Below are 18,206 nucleotides of genomic sequence, written 5' to 3'. Positions count from 1 at the left end.
ACAAATAAGCATATAATACTGTCAGACCAGTTCTGATAGTCCTTGCACGGAAAGGAGCGTGCAGATTGGGCAAGGACTTAAAAGGAAATCCATTACCGCCGGGAATTATGCAGAGAAAAAGCGGAATTTACAGAGGGCGGTTTTATTACAAAGGAGAAACGTATACAAAAGATAATGCGGACTTAAAAAAGTTAGTTCAAGAAATGGAAGATTTACGCTATGAAGTCAAGCATGGGTTGAAAGGAAAGGGCGATAATATCACTCTGGATACATGGTTTGATATCTGGCTGAATACCCATAAGAAGCGGACTATCAAGGAGAGTACACAAGTACGTTATGATGATTTTTACAGACGTTACATAAAGAAGCAGATAGGAAAACAACGTGTGGCAGATTTTAATCCGATTATTTTGGAACGTCTGCTTCAGAATATGGCAGATGATGATTACAGCACAAAGACTATACGGGATGTGTATAATATTCTCAATGCTATGTTCAAATATGCAGTGCATAACAGGATTCTTACATTCAACCCATGTGCAGGAGTGGAAGTTCCCAAAACAAAGACAAAACAGATACGGGTACTGACTGTGAAAGAACAACGGGAAGTATTGGAACACGCAAAGGAGAGAATACACGAGAATCTCATACAGGTAGCACTCGGAACGGGAATGCGTGGCGGAGAACTGCTTGGGCTTACATGGGATGATGTAGATTTTCGGAAACGGGAAATTTCTGTAAATAAAACGTTGGTGTATATCAAAGATAAGGAAACAAAGAAGTATGTATTCAAGTACCAGACACCAAAGACAAAGAACAGTATACGGACGATTCCCATGCAGGACAGTGTGTATAAGGCTTTAAAACGTCAGTGGATTCAGTTGAAAGAAATGCAGTTGTCAGCTAGTGAATGGCAACCATTAGAGGGATTTGAAAATCTTGTGTTTGTTGGAAAGAACGGAAAACCGATTACAGAACACACCTTTCAAGTGACGTTAGACTGGATAGAAAAATCTATCAATAAGGAACGAAAAAAGCAGGCAGAGAAAAACAAGACAGTGTTTATACCGATTCCGCATTTTTATCCACATGCACTTCGTCATACTTTTGCAACGCGTTGTTTTGAAGCCGGGATTGACGCAAAGGTAGTACAAGGATTCCTCGGACATTATTCCATAGCAATCACACTGGATTTGTATACGCACGTCACAGATGATAAAGCAAAATCGGAAATGGATAAATTACAGAATTTGTATAAGGAAATCATATAATCAGAACAAGAATAAGAAAGAGAATAGAAAAGGTGCAACATTTCTTTAGAAAATTATTTGACCGAGATTTGACCGAAGCGGATTTTGCAACAAGTACAGAACAGCGAAAACCCGCTAACCACAAGGGCTAACGGGCTTCGTTGTTTTATAGTTATCTAAAGGAATGAGATAAAGTACAGTACGAAGGTGGTTGTTATGAAAAAAATCAAGCGTTTTGCGGCTCTTATCTGTGCAATTCTTCTGTTCCTGATGTACGTCAGCACCCTGGTATTTGCATTTATCGACAAATCCAGATCATTAGGACTTCTGAAAGCATCTGTTGCCTGCACGATTCTTGTGCCGGTTATGAGTTACGCCTACATCCTGGTTTATCGTCTGATCCACAGGAATGATGACGACTTTCACAGTGAATATTAACATCTCATACATAAAGCTCTGCCATCATCCAGGCAGGGCTTTTTTCTTCGCTGAATCTGCCACCGAATCGTTTTTTCTCCTGTTCTCTGATCTTCTGTCTCTTATTTAGATATTCTTCCATGGAAATGACTTCCTGTGTGCTGATATTCTTCTCTTTCTGCATATCTTGTTACCTCCTGTCTACAGTTTTTTCGTCTGTCTGCCTTCTGGTATAAGCCTCATCCGGCATTTCCCCGACATCTTTAATATATGTTCTTATTTTCTGATTTATGACTTTTTTATGATGATACCAGGATCAAAAGGTCAGAAAGCCGATGCAAGCTTGCTTGCAAGAGGATTTTTGACCTCTTGACCCAACATCATTTTAAGAGTATAGCCATATTCTGTGACCTTACTATGGAGATTCTCTAAAAAAATCATAAGTTGTTTCTTAAGAAAATAAGTCGTTTCTTAAGGAAATATGATTGACAACACCACGTCAATTCACTAAACTAGACATAGTGAGTAGTAAGAAAGGAAGAACATCATGAACAATTTGCAGATACCGGAGAATTACCATTCTCCACTTACGATCCGCGAGACAGAAGTGGCAATCAAAGAAGTAAAAGACCACTTTGAACGCGCACTTGCCAAATCTCTGCATCTGACGCGTGTATCCGCTCCTCTTTTCGTCCGCCCGGAATCCGGACTGAACGATAACCTGAACGGAGTAGAACGCCCGGTTGCATTTGGCATCAAAGAACAGGAAGACCGCGAAGTTGAGATCGTCCACTCTCTTGCAAAATGGAAACGTTACGCCTTAAAGCGCTACGGCTTTCATTCAGGAGAAGGACTTTATACCGATATGAGCGCCATCCGTCGCGATGAAGATACCGACAATATCCATTCTATCTATGTTGACCAGTGGGACTGGGAAAAAGTAATTTCCAAAGAAGAACGCAACATGGAGACCTTGGAATACACAGTAGGAAAAGTATACAGTGCGCTCAAAGAAACCGAAGCATACATGGCACGCCGCTATAATTATATCGAAGAATTCCTTCCGGATGAGATCAGCTTCATCACATCCCAGGAACTGGAAACCATGTATCCGGATAAGACACCAAAAGAACGTGAATACCATTTTGCCAAAGCAAAAGGTGCTGTATTCATCAAACAGATTGGTAAGACTCTTGCATCCGGACAGCGTCACGACGGCCGTGCACCGGACTATGATGACTGGGAACTGAACGGTGACATCATCGTCTACTATCCGGTTCTCGATATCGCACTGGAGCTTTCTTCGATGGGTATCCGTGTAGATGAAGATGCTCTCCGCCGTCAGTTAAAAGAAGCCGGCTGTGAAGAACGCGCCGAGATGGATTTCCAGAAGGCATTATTAAAAGGAGAACTTCCGTACACAGTCGGAGGTGGAATCGGTCAGTCCCGAATCTGCATGTTCTATCTCCGCAAAGCCCACATCGGAGAAGTCCAGTCCTCCATCTGGCCTGACGACATCCTCGAAGAAGCTGCATCCCGCGGAGTATACTTACTGTAATATATAACCAACCGTTATCACAATTTGATAATTCGCCATGAAAATGAGGCAGGACTAAAAAAGTCCTGCCTCATTTTTAATTCCTATTTATTTCTGAAGATGATATCATGTCTTCCCGGTCCATTAGAAACCATTGTGATCGGATATCCGATCTCTTTCTCGATAAATTCGATGTAGTTTCTGCAGTTCTCCGGAAGATCTTCGTATTTCTTGATTCCTCTGATGTCGCATTTCCATCCCGGAAGTGTCTTGAGTACTGGTTTTGCTTTCTCAAGAAGATGTGTTGTCGGGAATTCTGTTGTAACTTCTCCGTCAATCTCGTATCCTACACATACCGGAATTTCATCCAGGTATCCAAGTACGTCAACAACAGTAAATGCTACATCTGTAGTTCCCTGCATACGGCATCCATATTTGGATGCTACACAGTCAAACCATCCCATACGTCTCGGCCGACCGGTTGTTGCGCCGAATTCTCCGCCGTCTCCACCGCGTCTTCTGAGTTCATCTGCTTCTTCGCCAAAGATCTCACTTACGAAGGCACCTGCTCCTACTGCACTTGAGTATGCTTTACATACTGTAACGATCTGTTTGATCTCATACGGCGGGATTCCGGCACCGATCGCACCGTAAGCTGCCAGTGTAGAAGAAGAAGTTACCATTGGGTAAATTCCATGATCCGGATCTTTTAATGTTCCAAGCTGTCCTTCAAGAAGAATTTCTTTACCTTCTTTAAGTGCTTCGTTAAGATACAGAGAAACGTTACATACATACGGTGCTACCATTTCTTTGTATTCCATCAGTTCATTATATAAATCATCAGGATTGATTAACGGTTTGTGATACAGATGTTCCAGCATGACATTCTTCTGTTCTGCTATACGGTTTACCTTATCTCTCAGCTCTGCTTCATCCTCGAAAAGCTCACTGATCTGGAAACCAATCTTTGCATACTTATCTGAATAGAACGGTGCAATACCAGACTTTGTAGATCCGAACGACTTGCCGCCCAGTCTCTCTTCCTCATATGCATCAAAATTCTTGTGATAAGACATCACCATCTGTGCACGGTCTGACACCAGAATCTTCGGCATCGGAACATCTCTGTCAATGATTGACTGGATTTCCTTGAAAAGAACCGGGATATCTACAGCGACACCATTGCCGATGATACTGGTTGTATGTCCGTAGAAAACTCCTGACGGTAATGTATGAAGAGCGAATTTGCCGTAATCATTGATAATTGTATGTCCGGCATTTGCTCCACCCTGGAAACGAATGATAATATCTGCTTTTTCGGCAAGCATATCTGTGATCTTACCTTTTCCTTCGTCTCCCCAGTTCGCACCTACTACTGCTTTAACCATAATAAATCCTCCTGCGTGTTCTTGGCTATCTGTGAAATACCTCCACAGTGTCATCCCTCTTTTCATCGGGATAACTCCTACTTATAAATATAATCAATGTCCCTTATAAAGACACCGATTGAATTATACTACATTTCAACTGAAAAGTACACTCTTATTTTCAGCCACTTCCCTAATTTTTCACGTTTTTTCTTATTTTTCTTCTTTCCGGATACACGACTACATCAGAGGAGCCACAAGTCTTAAAACCTGACCGTATATTTTCACAAATGTACTGCGGTTTTTCACTTCTGTCATCGTCACCTTCTGGCATTTTGCCAGTGTATCCTGGAAGTCCTTTTCAATATCACGCACAACCTGATTGCGGTAAATGAAAACGCCGCACTCAAAATGCAGATAAAGACTACGGTAATCCAGGTTGATACTTCCTACCGTCGCAGTATTATCATCCGATGTAAACACTTTCGCATGGACAAATCCAGGCGTGTACTCATAAATCTGTACCCCACCTGCGATCAGTTCTTCATAGTAGGTCTTTGCGAGGTAAAATGCATACGGCTTATCCGGAATATGTGGCATAATGATCTGCACTTCTATTCCACCTTTTGCAGCTCTTGTCAGCGCATCAATCATCTCATTGTCCAGGATCAGATACGGTGTCATAATATGCACATACTTCTTCGCATGATTCAGAATGTGGAAATACACTTCTTCTCCTACATTTTCATGATCGAACGGACTGTCTCCGTATGGGATGATATAACCATCTTTGCGGCTGAATCCCGGCTGCTTTTCTGTCAGATACTTTGCATAATCCTCCGGCTGTCTCTCCGTAATATTCCACATCTGCAGGAACATCATGGTAAAACTCTGCACGGCATCTCCTTCAATTTTGATTGCTGTGTCTTTCCAGTGTCCGAAACGGACTTTTTTGTTGATATATTCATCTGCCAGATTGACACCTCCGGTAAATGCAACCTTTCCGTCAACCACACAGATTTTCCGGTGATCCCGGTTATTCTGACTGGTAGAAAGGATGGGGACGATCGGTCCAAATTCCTTGCACTGGATTCCATATTCCCTGAGCTGCTTCGGATATTCATACGGCAGAAGGCTGATGCTGCAGGTTCCGTCATACATCAGACGTACTTCCACACCTTCCTTGACTTTCTTCCTCAAGACATTCAAAACCGAATCCCACACATATCCTTCCCCAATGATAAAGTATTCCATGAAAATAAACTTCTCTGCTTTATTCAGTTCCTCGATCAGCACCGGAAATTTATCATCTCCCAACGGAAAGTACTGCGCCTGTGAGTTCCCATAAGTCGGAAATCCCACCTGGTTATAAAGGAAATGTGACAAATTGGCGTTTGCAACCCTTCCACCTTTCATCGCATGGACGACATATTCATTCTGCTGCATATAAGGTTCAGTCTCCACTCGAAGCTTTTCCAGTCTGGCACCCAGATATTTGGTTCCGATCCCTGCTTTTGTAAACAGATAAAATCCAACTCCGACCACCGGGACAAGGAACACAAACAGGATCCACGTCATCTTAAACGCCGGATTCCCTTTTTCATTAAAAATATAAATCGCTGTGATAAAAGAAAGAAGCGATATCACTCCGTTCATATAGGTACTGTAATTTCCCAGATATGTAAAAGTGAGAACCATAATACCAATCTGAAGAAGAATCAGCAGAAGAATAATCGCGGTATGACTGTACACTGCACCAAATACTTTGGTCTTGGCACGTTCTTTGACTGACTTGCTGGTATCATGATATTTTGTAAATTCTCTCATTCGCGGTCTTCCTCTCTTTAGATACTATTCTATATCGTAACACAATTTTTATTCTTTCACAACATTCCAGCTCTTTATAATCATGCAACACTTCCTTATTTTTGTTGTTTTTCCGCCACTTTTATAAATATTTTACTTCCCCTTTTCAAGCAAAAGTATTACAATAAAATTATTCATGTATACTATATTTCATGACGAACTATCTCATCTGCCATATCTGACAGTCTGAGATTAAGAAAGGAGCAGCACATGGCTAAAAAATTTGGTAAAATCCTGCTCGGACTGACTGCCGCAGGCGCAGCTGGTGCCGGTGCATATTACTGGTTAAAGAACCGACATAATGAAGAACCGGAAGACGAGTTCGATGATGCTTTTGAAGATGACGATTTTGAACTGGATGATGATCTTGGCGAAGTGCCAGAGCGTGGTTACACAACTCTTACACCAGCTTCTGCAAAAGAAGAAACCTCTGAAGAGTCTGAAGAAAAAACTGACGATGCAGAAGCCGCTTCCCAGACACCGGAAACTGATTCCGAAGAATCCGATCCGGCTTCAGAAGAAGTTTAAGAAAGAACTTTTCTTACAGCTTATCATTTTCTGCATAAAACCAAAACCCGGAAGAATTTTTCATTCTTACCGGGTTTTTCATTGCCATTTCTTTTCAAAAACTGTCGACTGACACATTATTTGCAATTAAATTCTGATCAAGACTGCTTTCTTTATTTTGGCAGCTTGAATGAACTCTTCAGCGAAACGATTCTGTTAAATACCAGATGTTCCTTGGAAGAATCATGAGAATCCACGCAGAAATATCCCTGACGCACAAACTGGAAGCTTTCATATGCTTTTACATCTGCAAAGTTTGATTCTACAAAGATTTCTTTCTCTGTAAGAGAATTCGGATTCAGGTTCAGGGAACCATCTTCTTTATTATAAACACCTTTTTCTTCATCGATCAGGTTCTCATACAGTCTTACGGTTGCCGGAAGTGCTGTACTTGCCTCTACCCAGTGGATCGTTCCTTTTACTTTTCTTCCTGTGAATCCGGAACCACTCTTTGTCTCCGGATCATAAGTACAATGTACAACAGTTACATTACCGTCTTCATCCTTTTCAAATCCGGTACAGGTTACAAAGTAAGCATTCATCAGACGCACTTCATTGCCTGGGAACAGACGGAAATATTTCTTCGGAGGCTCTTCCATAAAGTCTTCTCTCTCAATATAAAGCTCTCTTCCAAACGGAAGCTGACGGCTTCCGAGTTCTTCATTCTCAAGATTATTCGGTGCATCCAGATATTCAATCTGTCCTTCCGGATAGTTATCGATCACAAGCTTGATCGGATCAAGGACTGCCATCATACGTGCTCTTTTAAGCTTCAGATCCTCGCGGATGCAGTACTCGAGCATTGCATAATCTACAGAGCTCTGTGCTTTGGAAACTCCACACAGGTCAACGAACATCTTGATAGATTCCGGTGTGAATCCACGGCGACGAAGTGCTGCGATGGAAACCAGTCTCGGATCATCCCATCCGTCTACGATCTTATCTTCTACAAGTTTCTTGATATAACGCTTTCCTGTAACTACGTTAGTCAGGTATAATTTTGCAAATTCGATCTGACGCGGTGGATTTGCAAATTCACATTCTCTTACTACCCAGTCATAAAGCGGTCTGTGGTCTTCAAATTCCAGTGTACAGATAGAATGTGTGATTCCTTCGATCGCATCCTCGATCGGATGTGCAAAGTCATACATCGGGTAGATGCACCACTTGTCACCGGTATTGTGATGTGTCATACGGGCTACACGGTAGAGGATCGGATCTCTCATGTTGATATTCGGTGATGCCATATCGATCTTCGCACGGAGAACCTTCTCTCCGTCTGCATACTTGCCTGCACGCATATTTTCAAAAAGCTCCAGGTTCTCTTCCACACTTCTGTCACGGTACGGGCTGTCTTTTCCCGGCTCTGTCAGCGTTCCCCGGTACTCACGGATCTGATCTGCTGTCAGGTCGCAGACATAAGCTTTACCTTTCTTGATCAACTTGATCGCATACTCATACATCTGATCAAAATAATCGGATGCAAAGTAAAGGTGATCTCCCCAGTCAGCACCCAGCCACTTGATGTCAGCTTTGATGGATTCTACGAACTCTGTCTTTTCTTTTGTCGGGTTTGTATCATCAAAACGCATATGGAATGTTCCATTATATTTCTGTGCAAGTCCATAGTTTAAAAGGATGGACTTTGCATGTCCGATGTGAAGATATCCGTTCGGTTCCGGTGGAAAACGGGTACATACATGATCGTATACGCCTTCTGCAAGATCTTTTTCAATTTCCTGTTCTATAAAATTCTTTGATACAGCTTCTTCTGCCATTGAAGTTCCTCCTCGCGTCTCTCTATTACTTCAAAATCTGCCGGTATGTGGCAGTCTTTTTCATGTCATGTATCTCAATCATTGCCCTGTAGACAACTTTTGATTCATGTTCTTTAGTTTATCACACTTTCTATACATGAACAAGTACAAAAAAAGCAGACATCGTAATCTCCAACCGGAAATACAACTCTGCTTCTTAAATAAGCTGCCTAGCGGAATCGAACCGCCGACCTCCGCCTTACCAAGGCGACGCTCTACCGACTGAGCCAAGGCAGCCTGCGCATTTTCGCGACTCATTTAATATAGCACATCACTGCTTTGCTTGTCAATATTTTTAATTTTTTATTTTTACTTTTTTTCAGACCGGCGTTTTTCTTCCAGAAGCCGACGTGCTTTGGTTTTGATCCGCTGCAGGGCATTGTCGATCGTCTTTGGACTTTTGTCCATAAATTCTGCGATCTTCAGATACTCCATTCCCTGCAGATGAAGATACAACACCTTTCGCTCCAGCTTACTTAATTTTTCTTTCAGCTCCTCTTCAAACGCATTCGTATACTCTTCTCCAAGGATCATCAGCTCCGGATTACTCTCTTTCCCCGCTTCGATCGTATCTACTATGGAAAGCCCGTTCTCCTCCGGATTGTCACTGGCAGATGCGTAAATCGACACATAGGAATTCAGCGGCAGATGTTTTTTCCGCTGTGAAGCCTTGATCGCCGTATACATCTGGCGTGACACACAAAGTCCGGCAAAACTTGAGAAGCTTGCACCTTCTTTCGGATCATAATCCTGCACCGCTTTAAAAAGACCGATCATCCCCTCCTGGATCAGATCGTCATTTTCTCCACCCCACAGATACATGGCACGCGCTTGTTTGCGTACCATGTCTTTGTATTTTTCCATCAGATAATCCGTGATCTCGGTCTTACCTTCCCGAAGCAGTTCGATCAGCTGCTCATCTGTCATTTTCCCCAGATCCATTTTCATTCTCCGTTTTTCCTAACTCATGCGCTGACGCACGATCTCATAAGCAAGGACACCTGCTGCCACAGACGCATTCAGGGAGTCAATATCTCCCTTCATCGGAATGGACGCCGTCATATCACAGGTTTCTTTTACCAGACGTCCGACACCTTCGCCTTCGTTTCCGATCACCAGACCAATTGGTCCTTTCAGATTCACGCGGTACATCACATCCCCATCCATATCTGCGCAGACGAACCAGAGTCCCTTCTCCTTCAGTTCTTCCATGGTTTTCACCAGATTGGTAACTTTTGCTACCGGTGTGTAATTCAGCGCACCTGCTGATGTCTTTGCAACGGTTGCAGTAAGACCTGCTGCGCGGTGCTTCGGAATGATCACACCATGCGCGCCCGCAAGATTGGCAGTACGGATGATCGCGCCGAGATTATGCGGATCCTCAATATTGTCCAGAAGGATCAGGAACGGATCTTCCCCTTTCTGTTTTGCAAGCTCCAGCATATCTTCCACCTGCGCATACTCGTAAGCCGCTGCCTGCGCAATGACACCCTGATGTCTTCCGGTCTCTGAAATCTGGTTCAGACGTTCTTTGGTTACAAAATTCAGGATCGTATCATGCTTTTTTGCTTCTCTTACGATACTTCTGATCGGTCCATCCTGACATCCGTCAAGAATATAGACCTTGTCAATCGGTTTTCCGGAGCGGAATGCTTCCATTACCGCATTTCTTCCCTCGATCTGCTGACTGTTCATTTTCTTTTCTTCCATTCTATTTCTCCTGATTCTTTTCTTCTTCACATTCGCTTAAATGGTCCAGACCAATCTTGACCAGATCTGCCATTCTCTTCCATTCTCTTTTCAGATAAAGCCATCCCATCAGCGCTTCAAATCCGGTCGCACGGCGGTAATCGGTCAGTGACTGGTTCTTTGCCGGAGACACCGATTTGGCATTTCTTCCTCTTCGGTAAACGGCATGCTCTTCTTCGGTAAGAAGTGGCTGCAGAACACGCATCATCTCAGACTGTGCCGATGCCTGCACCATGCTGCTTGTCTCCTGATGTAATTTTTTTACCTGTTTATTGCCTTCGCTGATCACCTTTGTCTTGATGATCAGATCATAAATGCTGTCCCCTATATAAGCCAGAGTAAGAGGTGAATAGCCTTCCGGCTCCACCTCTTTCATTTCAAGCACTTCTCTTATATAGTCAGCGATTTCAAATTCTACGCTTTTTTCCATTGTACTCCTTCTCTGGTATCCTTCAGGATAATTCCCTTTTCCAGAAGCTCGTCACGAATCGCATCGGCTCTTGCAAAATCTTTTGCTTTTCTTGCAGCCTGACGCTCTTCGATCAATTTTTCAATATCTGCATCCAGAAGCTCTTCCTTTTTATCCAGGATCAGTCCCAGGACATCACCCAGTTTTACGATTCTGTCAAGCAGGCTCTGGAGATATTCTTTTGAGCTTTCTGCGGTTGCAGTGGTATTTGCATATTTTACAAGGTCGAAGATTGCCGCAATCGCGTCTGCTGTGTTGAAATCATCATCCATTGCTTTTTCAAATTCTTCCACATATGCATCCGTCTTTGCAAATGCCTCTTTTTCTTCTACGCTCATTTCTTCTACAGTAGCTGCACCGAGAAGATGTTTCAGATTATCGGTTGCATTGATGATTCTTTCCAGACCATTCTTGGATGCTTCCATCAGCTCTGCGCTGAAGTTCAGCGGGCTTCTGTAATGTGCGCTCAGCATGAAGAAACGAAGCACCTGGAGGTCATACTGCTCGCTGATCTCTCTTACGGTACGGAAGTTTCCAAGTGATTTGGACATCTTGCGATTGTCAATGTTCAAGAATGCATTGTGCATCCAGTATCTTGCAAATTCTTTGCCGTTGGCAGCTTCACTCTGTGCGATCTCATTCTCATGATGTGGGAACACAAGATCTTCTCCACCAGCATGAATATCGATCTGTTCGCCAAGATATTTTCTTGACATGACAGAACACTCAATATGCCATCCCGGACGTCCGTCTGACCATGGTGATTTCCAGAAAGGCTCCCCTTCTTTTTTCGGTTTCCAGAGTACGAAATCCAGCGGATCTTCTTTTTCATCTTCTCCACTTACCAGAAGAGAACGTCCACCGGAACGGAGATCATCCAGATTCTTGTGGGATAATTTTCCATAGTCTTTGAATTTTCTTGTGCTAAAATAAACGGTTCCGTTCTTCTCATAAGCATAACCTTTTTCGATCAGCTCGGAAATCATCTCAACCATGCCGCAGATTTCTTCTGTTGCAAGCGGATGCTTGGTTGCAGGCTTTACATTCATTCCTGCCATATCTTTTTTGCACTCTGCGATATAGCGCTGTGAAACTTCCTGCGCGGATACCTGTTCTTCGATTGCCTTTTTGATGATCTTATCATCAACATCCGTGAAGTTCGATACATAATTGACATCGTATCCTTTGTATTCAAAATAACGGCGGACGGTATCAAATACGATCATCGGTCTTGCATTACCGATATGGATATAATTGTATACGGTTGGTCCGCAGACATACATTCTTACCTTTCCTTCTTCCAGAGGAACGAATTCTTCTTTCTTTTTCGTAAGTGTGTTAAATACTTTCATAAAGCTACTCCTTCTTTTTTCTATGCTTCCTCGATTATTTTTTCTTTCGCGAGTTTTTCTTTCAATGCTTTCAGTTCTTTCTTCAGACGGATATTGTCAGTCTGAAGCTGACGGATATCATTCAATACCGGATCTGGCAGATGGATCTGATCCAGGTCAGCGCTCGGAACTTTCTGGTCTCCCATGCGTACAATTCTTCCCGGGACACCGACAACGGTACAGTTCGGAGGTACTTCCTCGATAACAACAGATCCTGCTCCGATCTTGGAATTCTTTCCGATCGTAAAGGAACCGATGACCTTCGCACCGGCACTGACCATGACGTTGTCTTCCAGCGTTGGATGGCGCTTGCCCTGCTCTTTTCCTGTACCACCCAGGGTTACTCCCTGATACAGTGTAATATTATCGCCCAGGATTGCAGTCTCGCCGATGATAACGCCACTTCCATGGTCAATGAAAAGTCCTTTTCCAATGGTTGCTCCCGGATGGATCTCTATTCCTGTCTTTCTGACACCACGCTGTGACACCCACCGTGCCAGAAAATAGTGTTTTTTCAGATATAGCTTATGTGCGATCCTGTAATGAAGCATTACCTTAAAGCTTGGATACAGAAGTACTTCTATATCCGATTTGATTGCCGGATCTCGTTCTTTTACAACTTTGATTTCTTCTTTGATATAGGAAATAACTCCCATTTCATTCACCTCTGATTTGGAATTTCCTGTGAAATTAAAAAACTCCGTCTCACAAAGAGACGAAGTTTCCGCGGTTCCACTCTAAATTAAAAGCAGTTATCCTGCTTTTCTCTCACGGCCTGTAACGTCTGCCACACGTACCCGGCTACTTGTAAAATCTTCACTTTCACGTTCGCCCGGTCAACTCCCGAATGCACTTCATCATCCCTGCTCCCGGATCTGCTTTCAGCCGATGACAGATCCTCTCTGATAGAACTCTGAGGATAACTACTCTTTTCGTTCTCCGTCTTTTCAGTTTCATTCATATCTAGTACATATAGTATGCGATTTTTTCTTTTTTGTCAACCCGCTTATCAGACAATCTCGTTGATAAAAACAGGAGAAAACGGAATCAGTTTACTGATTTCTTTTTTAAATTCTGCTGAAAAGATCTCTTTTTCTTCCTCTTCAATCTCTTCCAGCTCTTTATAAGCAAATACGATCGATGTAAGCGCATCAATACTGATCTTCTGCACAGCATCATCTTTGCCGGTGTGTGCTGTCCTTGTCCGGACTACAAGATGTTCTTCATTGCCTTTTAGCATAAACAGACAGTTATTTTCCCGGATAACCGGATCGTAGAGAACAAACTCCAGATCCATCTCTTCTTTGCACACCATTGCAGACAGAAGACTTTCTACATTCAAAAGACGCGCCATGATCAAAGGTTTTTTCTTTTCTTCTTTTTGGAGGATGACTCCTGCCTTATCAAAAATATCTCCATATCCTTTCCCGATCAATGGTTCTCTTACTGCAAACCCGTCTTCTTCATCAAAAACAAGGATTCCTCGGATTTCCCCATCCTGCTCTGCGATCAGGATTCCGCCTTTTTCACTTTCCTGTTCCTTCAGAAGGCGCATATAATAAGCTGCATCCCGTTTGGTATATACCTGGATTTTCTGTTTTTCCAGAACTTCTTCCGCAAAATACCCCAGCTTTTTACAGTCTTTTTCCTCTGCCTTTCTGAGTTTCACGCCGGAATCGTTCTGTAATTCCACAATCTTCTGTATTGTCAGTTCTTCTCCGTCTGTTTCTTTTGCACTCCACACATCAGCTGCATAGATAAACCGGTAATTATGTGGATAGTAAATTTTCTCACTTGCGGGCATCAGGAAAAAGAATGGCATTTTTTGCTGATACAGATCTCTTGCTGTCTTGCTTAATAATTCCGCCATATAACCTCTGTGCCGGTAAAGAGGCTCTGTTGCAACTGCAACAATGTATCTGCTCTCTACTGCCTTTTTCCCCATCTGTATTACATAAGGATTCAGCTGCATCATCGCCCGGATATCGTGATCCGTCTCGATCACATAGATTTCATTATTCTTCGTCTTTTCTGTGTAATAATAGTCCAGAAATTCTTTCGTATCTTCTGTAAATACCTGTTCCCACAGTGTTCTTGTAAGCCCACGTTCTTCCGGCTTCAGTTTTTTCAGTATCTTCATTTTACTTTTTCGCCGTACCTTTCCATTCAGACTTGATCTACATCTGTCTTGCTGCACAACCTCCACAGCCTGCGCAGCCACCTGCAGGTGCTGCTACGTCTACACTGCTGAAATTAGTCAGCTTTTCAATTGCACAGATTGCCTGGGAAGAAATTCCTTCCCCACTTCCGGTAAATCCAAGACCTTCTTCCGTCGTTGCCTTGACATTTACCTGATCCGTTTCAATATGCAGCGCTTCTGCAATATTCTTTTCCATCTGCTCGATGTGCGGGCGCATCTTCGGTCTCTGCGCAATGATCGTCGCATCAATATTCTCAATTACATACATATGGTCATCCAGCAGCTTTCCTACATGCTCCAGAAGCTTAATACTGGAAATTCCTTTGTATGCAGGATCTGTATCCGGGAAATGCTTTCCGATATCTCCAAGTGATGCCGCTCCAAGCAGGGCATCCATGATCGCATGCAGAAGTACGTCTGCATCCGAATGTCCAAGAAGCCCCTTTTCGTATGGGATCTCCACCCCACCAAGAATCAGCTTTCTTCCTTCTGTTAGTTTATGAACATCATATCCCATTCCAACACGCATCTTCTACACTTCTCCTTCCTGTCTGGCATCTGCTTTTTTGTCGCTCTTTTCTTCCGGCACATCTTCCGCCTTTTTATCTTCTTTATCCGCCACAGTTTCCTTTTCTTCGTCTTTTACCACTTCTGTATCATCTTCTGCTTTCTTTTTCTCTTTTTCACCGTCTTCCGCTTTTTCTTCAGCGGCTGCTTCTTTCTTTTCCTCTTTATCTGCAGGCTTCTTTTCTTCTTCTGTATCAGCTCCTACATGAACGTCTACAACTTCTTTTCCTGAAGAAACCTTTTTTTCTGCTTCTTCTTCGTCATCTTTGTTTTCTTCTGCTCCTGCAGTTGTACCCTGAATTTCTGTCTTTGTCTCTTTTACGATTATTCTTATATTCCAGATAATCGTAGCCAGTCCAAACAGTGCAAAAAATATTCCGACCAGAATAAAAAGGATCTGGTTTTTCGGTTCCCCGGCAATTGTGTCCTGCACAAGTGATATGCCGGTATATACCAGATATGCGCCGATTGCAGCCATGATGATCTGCTTTGTCTTAGATGTCATATGAAAATTCCTCCGTTTTGTCGTAATCTAGGGATATTTTATCACATCTTGGGGGGATTGCATAGGTTTTGTTGGGAGGCAGGCGAAATGGTGAGAGGGTTCAGAGGGGACGCAGGAGGAGAAAAAATATCCCACCGGATTCCTTTGTCCAAACCATTCCGATAAGCCTCTGAGAGCGAAAATTGTGTCAGCAAAGGCTTCCACAATTTTTGAGTCTTATCTCCATTGGACAAACATGGAATCTGGTGGGATATTTTTTCTCCTCCTGCTGACTTTCTCCGAAAAGACGGCAGCGCTTGGAAGCGGCTGCCTGGGGAATGTTGTGTTTAAGTACCTATGCAATTGGGGATTTATCAATGGCTTTTGTGTGGGGAACTTTATTTGGAAATTTTGAGGTAATAGGCTACTTACCGTTTCGTAAACGCTGTAAAGGGGCATGATTCAAAGAATCACACCCCAAGCACTTGACTTAGAACCTATAAGCTATAACGCAAAAAGAAGCCCCACACAAGGACTCCTTCTTGTAGTAGCGGGAACTGGATTTGAACCAGCGACACCGCGGGTATGAACCGCGTGCTCTAGCCAACTGAGCTATCCCGCCATATGATATGTTTTTGTGCCAGCTCTTCAGAGCTGTGTGCATCGCACGAATTGCACTTCACATTTCGCGTTCAATGCTTTCGACTTAAAAAAACTTTCTCGCGAAATGGGACCAATAGGGCTCGAACCTATGACCCTCTGCTTGTAAGGCAGATGCTCTCCCAGCTGAGCTATGATCCCATATGTTCGTCTGTTTCACAACCGACTTCGTTATTATACAATCATCTTCTCACAAATGTCAACTGTTTTTTTCATTTTTTTGCTTTATTTTTTACAATTTCAAGAAGCTTTCATTCGATACCGTTGAATGGGCGGTCTCTGGAAAAAGAATCGTTTGGATTCTATTTTTGCGCAATGGAGAGGAGACTTAAAAATTGTGGAAGCCATTGCTGACACAATTTTCGCCCCAAAAGGCTCCTCGGAATGGTTTGCGCAACTTGAATCCAAACGATTCTTTTTCCAGAGACCGCCAACACAACCTGTATCATTCAACGTTTTTGCACAAATCAAAAAATCTCCGGATTTCTCCGAAGATTTTCTGATTATATTTTACATAGAGGATATGTCTTATACAATTCCCTGAGCCTGCATTGCATCTACAACTTTTTCAAATCCGGCAATGTTAGCACCTACTACATAGTTTCCTTCTGCTCCGTAACGTTTTGCTGCGTCTGCTGCGTTATGGCAGATATTTACCATGATGTTCTGAAGTTTTGCATCAACTTCTTCGAATGTCCAGCTGAGACGTTCGCTGTTCTGTGACATCTCAAGTGCTGATGTAGCAACACCACCTGCATTAGAAGCTTTACCAGGTGCGAATAATACACCGTTCTCCTGCAGATACTGTGTAGCTTCCAGTGTGGTAGGCATGTTAGCTCCTTCTGCTACTGCGATGCATCCGTTTGCAACAAGCTGTTTTGCATCTTCAAGATGAAGTTCGTTCTGTGTTGCGCAAGGAAGAGCGATATCAACTTTTACTGACCATACGCCGCGTCCTTCATGATATTCTGAATTCGGACGGTAGTTCTTGTATTCTGTAAGTCTTGCTCTCTTCACTTCTTTGATTTCTTTCAGAGCTGCAACATCGATTCCTTCCGGATCATATACCCATCCTGTAGAGTCGCTGCATGTTACAACTTTTGCACCCATCTGCTGTGCTTTTTCGATTGCGTAGATTGCAACGTTACCTGCTCCGGAAACTGCAACTGTCTTGCCAGCAATGTCTTTTCCTGCAAGTTTGAGCATCTCGCGTGTGAAATACAGAAGTCCGTATCCTGTTGCTTCTGTACGTGCAAGGGATCCGCCGTAGCTGAGTCCTTTACCTGTCAGAACACCTTCTGATAATCCACGGATTCTCTTGTACTGTCCGTACATGTATCCGATCTCTCTTGCACCTGTTCCGATATCTCCGGCCGGTACGTCTGTGTCTGCTCCAATATATTTGCAAAGCTCTGTCATAAAGCTCTGGCAGAATGCCATAACTTCACGATCTGATTTTCCTTTCGGATCGAAATCGGATCCACCTTTACCTCCACCGATCGGAAGACCTGTCAGAGAGTTTTTGAAGATCTGTTCAAATCCAAGGAATTTGATAATTCCGATATTTACTGAAGGATGAAGACGTAATCCTCCTTTATATGGTCCAATTGCACTGTTAAACTGTACACGGTATCCTGTATTGACCTGAACCTGACCTTTATCATCTACCCAAGGTACGCGGAATTTGATCTGTCTTTCCGGCTCAACAAGTCTTTCAAGAAGAGCGTCTCTTCTGTATTCTTCTTCATGAGCTTCTACAACTGCACGAAGAGATTCCAGAACCTCTTTTACTGCCTGATGAAATTCTGGTTCATCTGGGTTTTTCTTTACTACAAGTTCAATTACTTCATCAACATAAGACATAC

17 protein-coding genes, 3 tRNA genes and 1 other annotated feature are annotated in these 18,206 nt (G+C 43.0%); of the genes, 4 read left to right on the top strand and 16 right to left on the bottom strand.

Annotated features, from left to right (window positions below):
- Positions 1-65: 65 nt before the first annotated feature.
- Together G4407_RS04165 and G4407_RS04160 are read left to right on the top strand one after the other, a co-directional pair.
- Entirely contained in the window at positions 66-1,271 is a 1,206-nt protein-coding gene (locus tag G4407_RS04165; protein ID WP_009244191.1) for a tyrosine-type recombinase/integrase, read from the top strand.
- Positions 1,272-1,466: 195 nt separating this feature from the next.
- Complete coding sequence (locus G4407_RS04160; RefSeq protein ID WP_055260855.1) at positions 1,467-1,688, top strand: hypothetical protein; 222 nt, start codon at positions 1,467-1,469, stop codon at positions 1,686-1,688.
- Positions 1,689-1,692: 4 nt separating this feature from the next.
- On the opposite strand, the gene G4407_RS04155 is transcribed toward G4407_RS04160, so the two are convergent.
- Entirely contained in the window at positions 1,693-1,851 is a 159-nt protein-coding gene (locus tag G4407_RS04155) for a hypothetical protein (protein ID WP_173687862.1), read from the bottom strand.
- Between the two features lie 363 nt (positions 1,852-2,214).
- Here G4407_RS04155 and asnA point away from each other — a divergent pair, with 363 nt between their 5' ends.
- A complete protein-coding gene (gene asnA / locus G4407_RS04150) occupies positions 2,215-3,225 on the top strand; it encodes an aspartate--ammonia ligase (RefSeq protein ID WP_173687861.1) in 1,011 nt (336 codons plus the stop codon).
- Positions 3,226-3,308: 83 nt separating this feature from the next.
- Here the strand turns inward: asnA and G4407_RS04145 are convergent, their stop codons facing one another.
- Both G4407_RS04145 and cls read right to left on the bottom strand, forming a co-directional pair.
- Complete coding sequence (locus G4407_RS04145; protein ID WP_173687860.1) at positions 3,309-4,592, bottom strand: adenylosuccinate synthase; 1,284 nt, start codon at positions 4,590-4,592, stop codon at positions 3,309-3,311.
- Positions 4,593-4,811: 219 nt separating this feature from the next.
- Positions 4,812-6,398 (bottom strand): cardiolipin synthase, encoded by a 1,587-nt coding sequence (cls, locus tag G4407_RS04140; protein ID WP_173687859.1) that lies wholly within the window; start codon positions 6,396-6,398, stop codon positions 4,812-4,814.
- A 249-nt stretch (positions 6,399-6,647) separates the two neighbouring features.
- Between cls and G4407_RS04135 the strand changes: the two genes are divergently transcribed.
- Positions 6,648-6,965 carry a hypothetical protein gene (locus G4407_RS04135; protein WP_173687858.1) on the top strand — a complete coding sequence of 106 codons (318 nt, stop codon included), beginning with the start codon at positions 6,648-6,650 and terminating at the stop codon, positions 6,963-6,965.
- Between the two features lie 152 nt (positions 6,966-7,117).
- On the opposite strand, the gene G4407_RS04130 is transcribed toward G4407_RS04135, so the two are convergent.
- The 13 genes from G4407_RS04130 to gdhA all read right to left on the bottom strand — a co-directional run bounded on the left by G4407_RS04130 (position 7,118) and on the right by gdhA (position 18,204).
- Entirely contained in the window at positions 7,118-8,782 is a 1,665-nt protein-coding gene (locus G4407_RS04130; protein ID WP_173687857.1) for a glutamine--tRNA ligase/YqeY domain fusion protein, read from the bottom strand.
- 203 nt (positions 8,783-8,985) lie between these two features.
- A tRNA-Thr gene (locus G4407_RS04125) sits at positions 8,986-9,058 on the bottom strand.
- A gap of 72 nt (positions 9,059-9,130) precedes the next feature.
- Positions 9,131-9,769, bottom strand: a complete 639-nt coding sequence (gene sigH, locus G4407_RS04120) for an RNA polymerase sporulation sigma factor SigH (protein ID WP_173687856.1) — start codon at positions 9,767-9,769, stop codon at positions 9,131-9,133.
- 12 nt (positions 9,770-9,781) lie between these two features.
- Positions 9,782-10,531, bottom strand: coding sequence for a 23S rRNA (guanosine(2251)-2'-O)-methyltransferase RlmB (gene rlmB / locus G4407_RS04115; protein WP_173687855.1), 750 nt, complete (start codon positions 10,529-10,531; stop codon positions 9,782-9,784).
- 1 nt (position 10,532) lies between these two features.
- Positions 10,533-11,000, bottom strand: coding sequence for a Mini-ribonuclease 3 (locus G4407_RS04110; RefSeq protein WP_173687854.1), 468 nt, complete (start codon positions 10,998-11,000; stop codon positions 10,533-10,535).
- Positions 10,985-12,391, bottom strand: coding sequence for a cysteine--tRNA ligase (gene cysS / locus G4407_RS04105; RefSeq protein WP_173687853.1), 1,407 nt, complete (start codon positions 12,389-12,391; stop codon positions 10,985-10,987). Before cysS ends, G4407_RS04110 begins: the two co-directional genes overlap by 16 nt.
- A 20-nt stretch (positions 12,392-12,411) precedes the next feature.
- On the bottom strand, positions 12,412-13,086 hold the full coding sequence (gene epsC / locus G4407_RS04100) for a serine O-acetyltransferase EpsC (RefSeq protein WP_008374760.1): 675 nt from the start codon (positions 13,084-13,086) through the stop codon (positions 12,412-12,414).
- A gap of 52 nt (positions 13,087-13,138) precedes the next feature.
- Positions 13,139-13,379 (bottom strand) — a binding site (T-box leader).
- 60 nt (positions 13,380-13,439) lie between these two features.
- Positions 13,440-14,570 carry a GNAT family N-acetyltransferase gene (locus G4407_RS04095; protein WP_173687852.1) on the bottom strand — a complete coding sequence of 377 codons (1,131 nt, stop codon included), beginning with the start codon at positions 14,568-14,570 and terminating at the stop codon, positions 13,440-13,442.
- A 37-nt stretch (positions 14,571-14,607) separates the two neighbouring features.
- Positions 14,608-15,159: a 2-C-methyl-D-erythritol 2,4-cyclodiphosphate synthase gene (gene ispF / locus G4407_RS04090; RefSeq protein WP_173687851.1), complete on the bottom strand. Its 552-nt coding sequence runs from the start codon at positions 15,157-15,159 to the stop codon at positions 14,608-14,610.
- A 3-nt stretch (positions 15,160-15,162) separates the two neighbouring features.
- On the bottom strand, positions 15,163-15,702 hold the full coding sequence (locus G4407_RS04085) for a hypothetical protein (protein ID WP_173687850.1): 540 nt from the start codon (positions 15,700-15,702) through the stop codon (positions 15,163-15,165).
- A 527-nt stretch (positions 15,703-16,229) separates the two neighbouring features.
- A tRNA-Met gene (locus G4407_RS04080) sits at positions 16,230-16,303 on the bottom strand.
- A 106-nt stretch (positions 16,304-16,409) separates the two neighbouring features.
- Positions 16,410-16,482: transfer RNA gene (locus G4407_RS04075), tRNA-Val, on the bottom strand.
- Between the two features lie 387 nt (positions 16,483-16,869).
- Positions 16,870-18,204, bottom strand: a complete 1,335-nt coding sequence (gene gdhA / locus G4407_RS04070) for an NADP-specific glutamate dehydrogenase (protein ID WP_055297119.1) — start codon at positions 18,202-18,204, stop codon at positions 16,870-16,872.
- Positions 18,205-18,206 lie beyond the last annotated feature (2 nt).

The sequence above is a fragment of the Allocoprococcus comes genome, assembly GCF_013300725.1.
Lineage (GTDB): Bacteria > Bacillota > Clostridia > Lachnospirales > Lachnospiraceae > Allocoprococcus > Allocoprococcus comes_A.
Note: the sequence above shows the minus strand (reverse complement) of the source record. Positions and strands in the feature narration are given on the sequence as shown.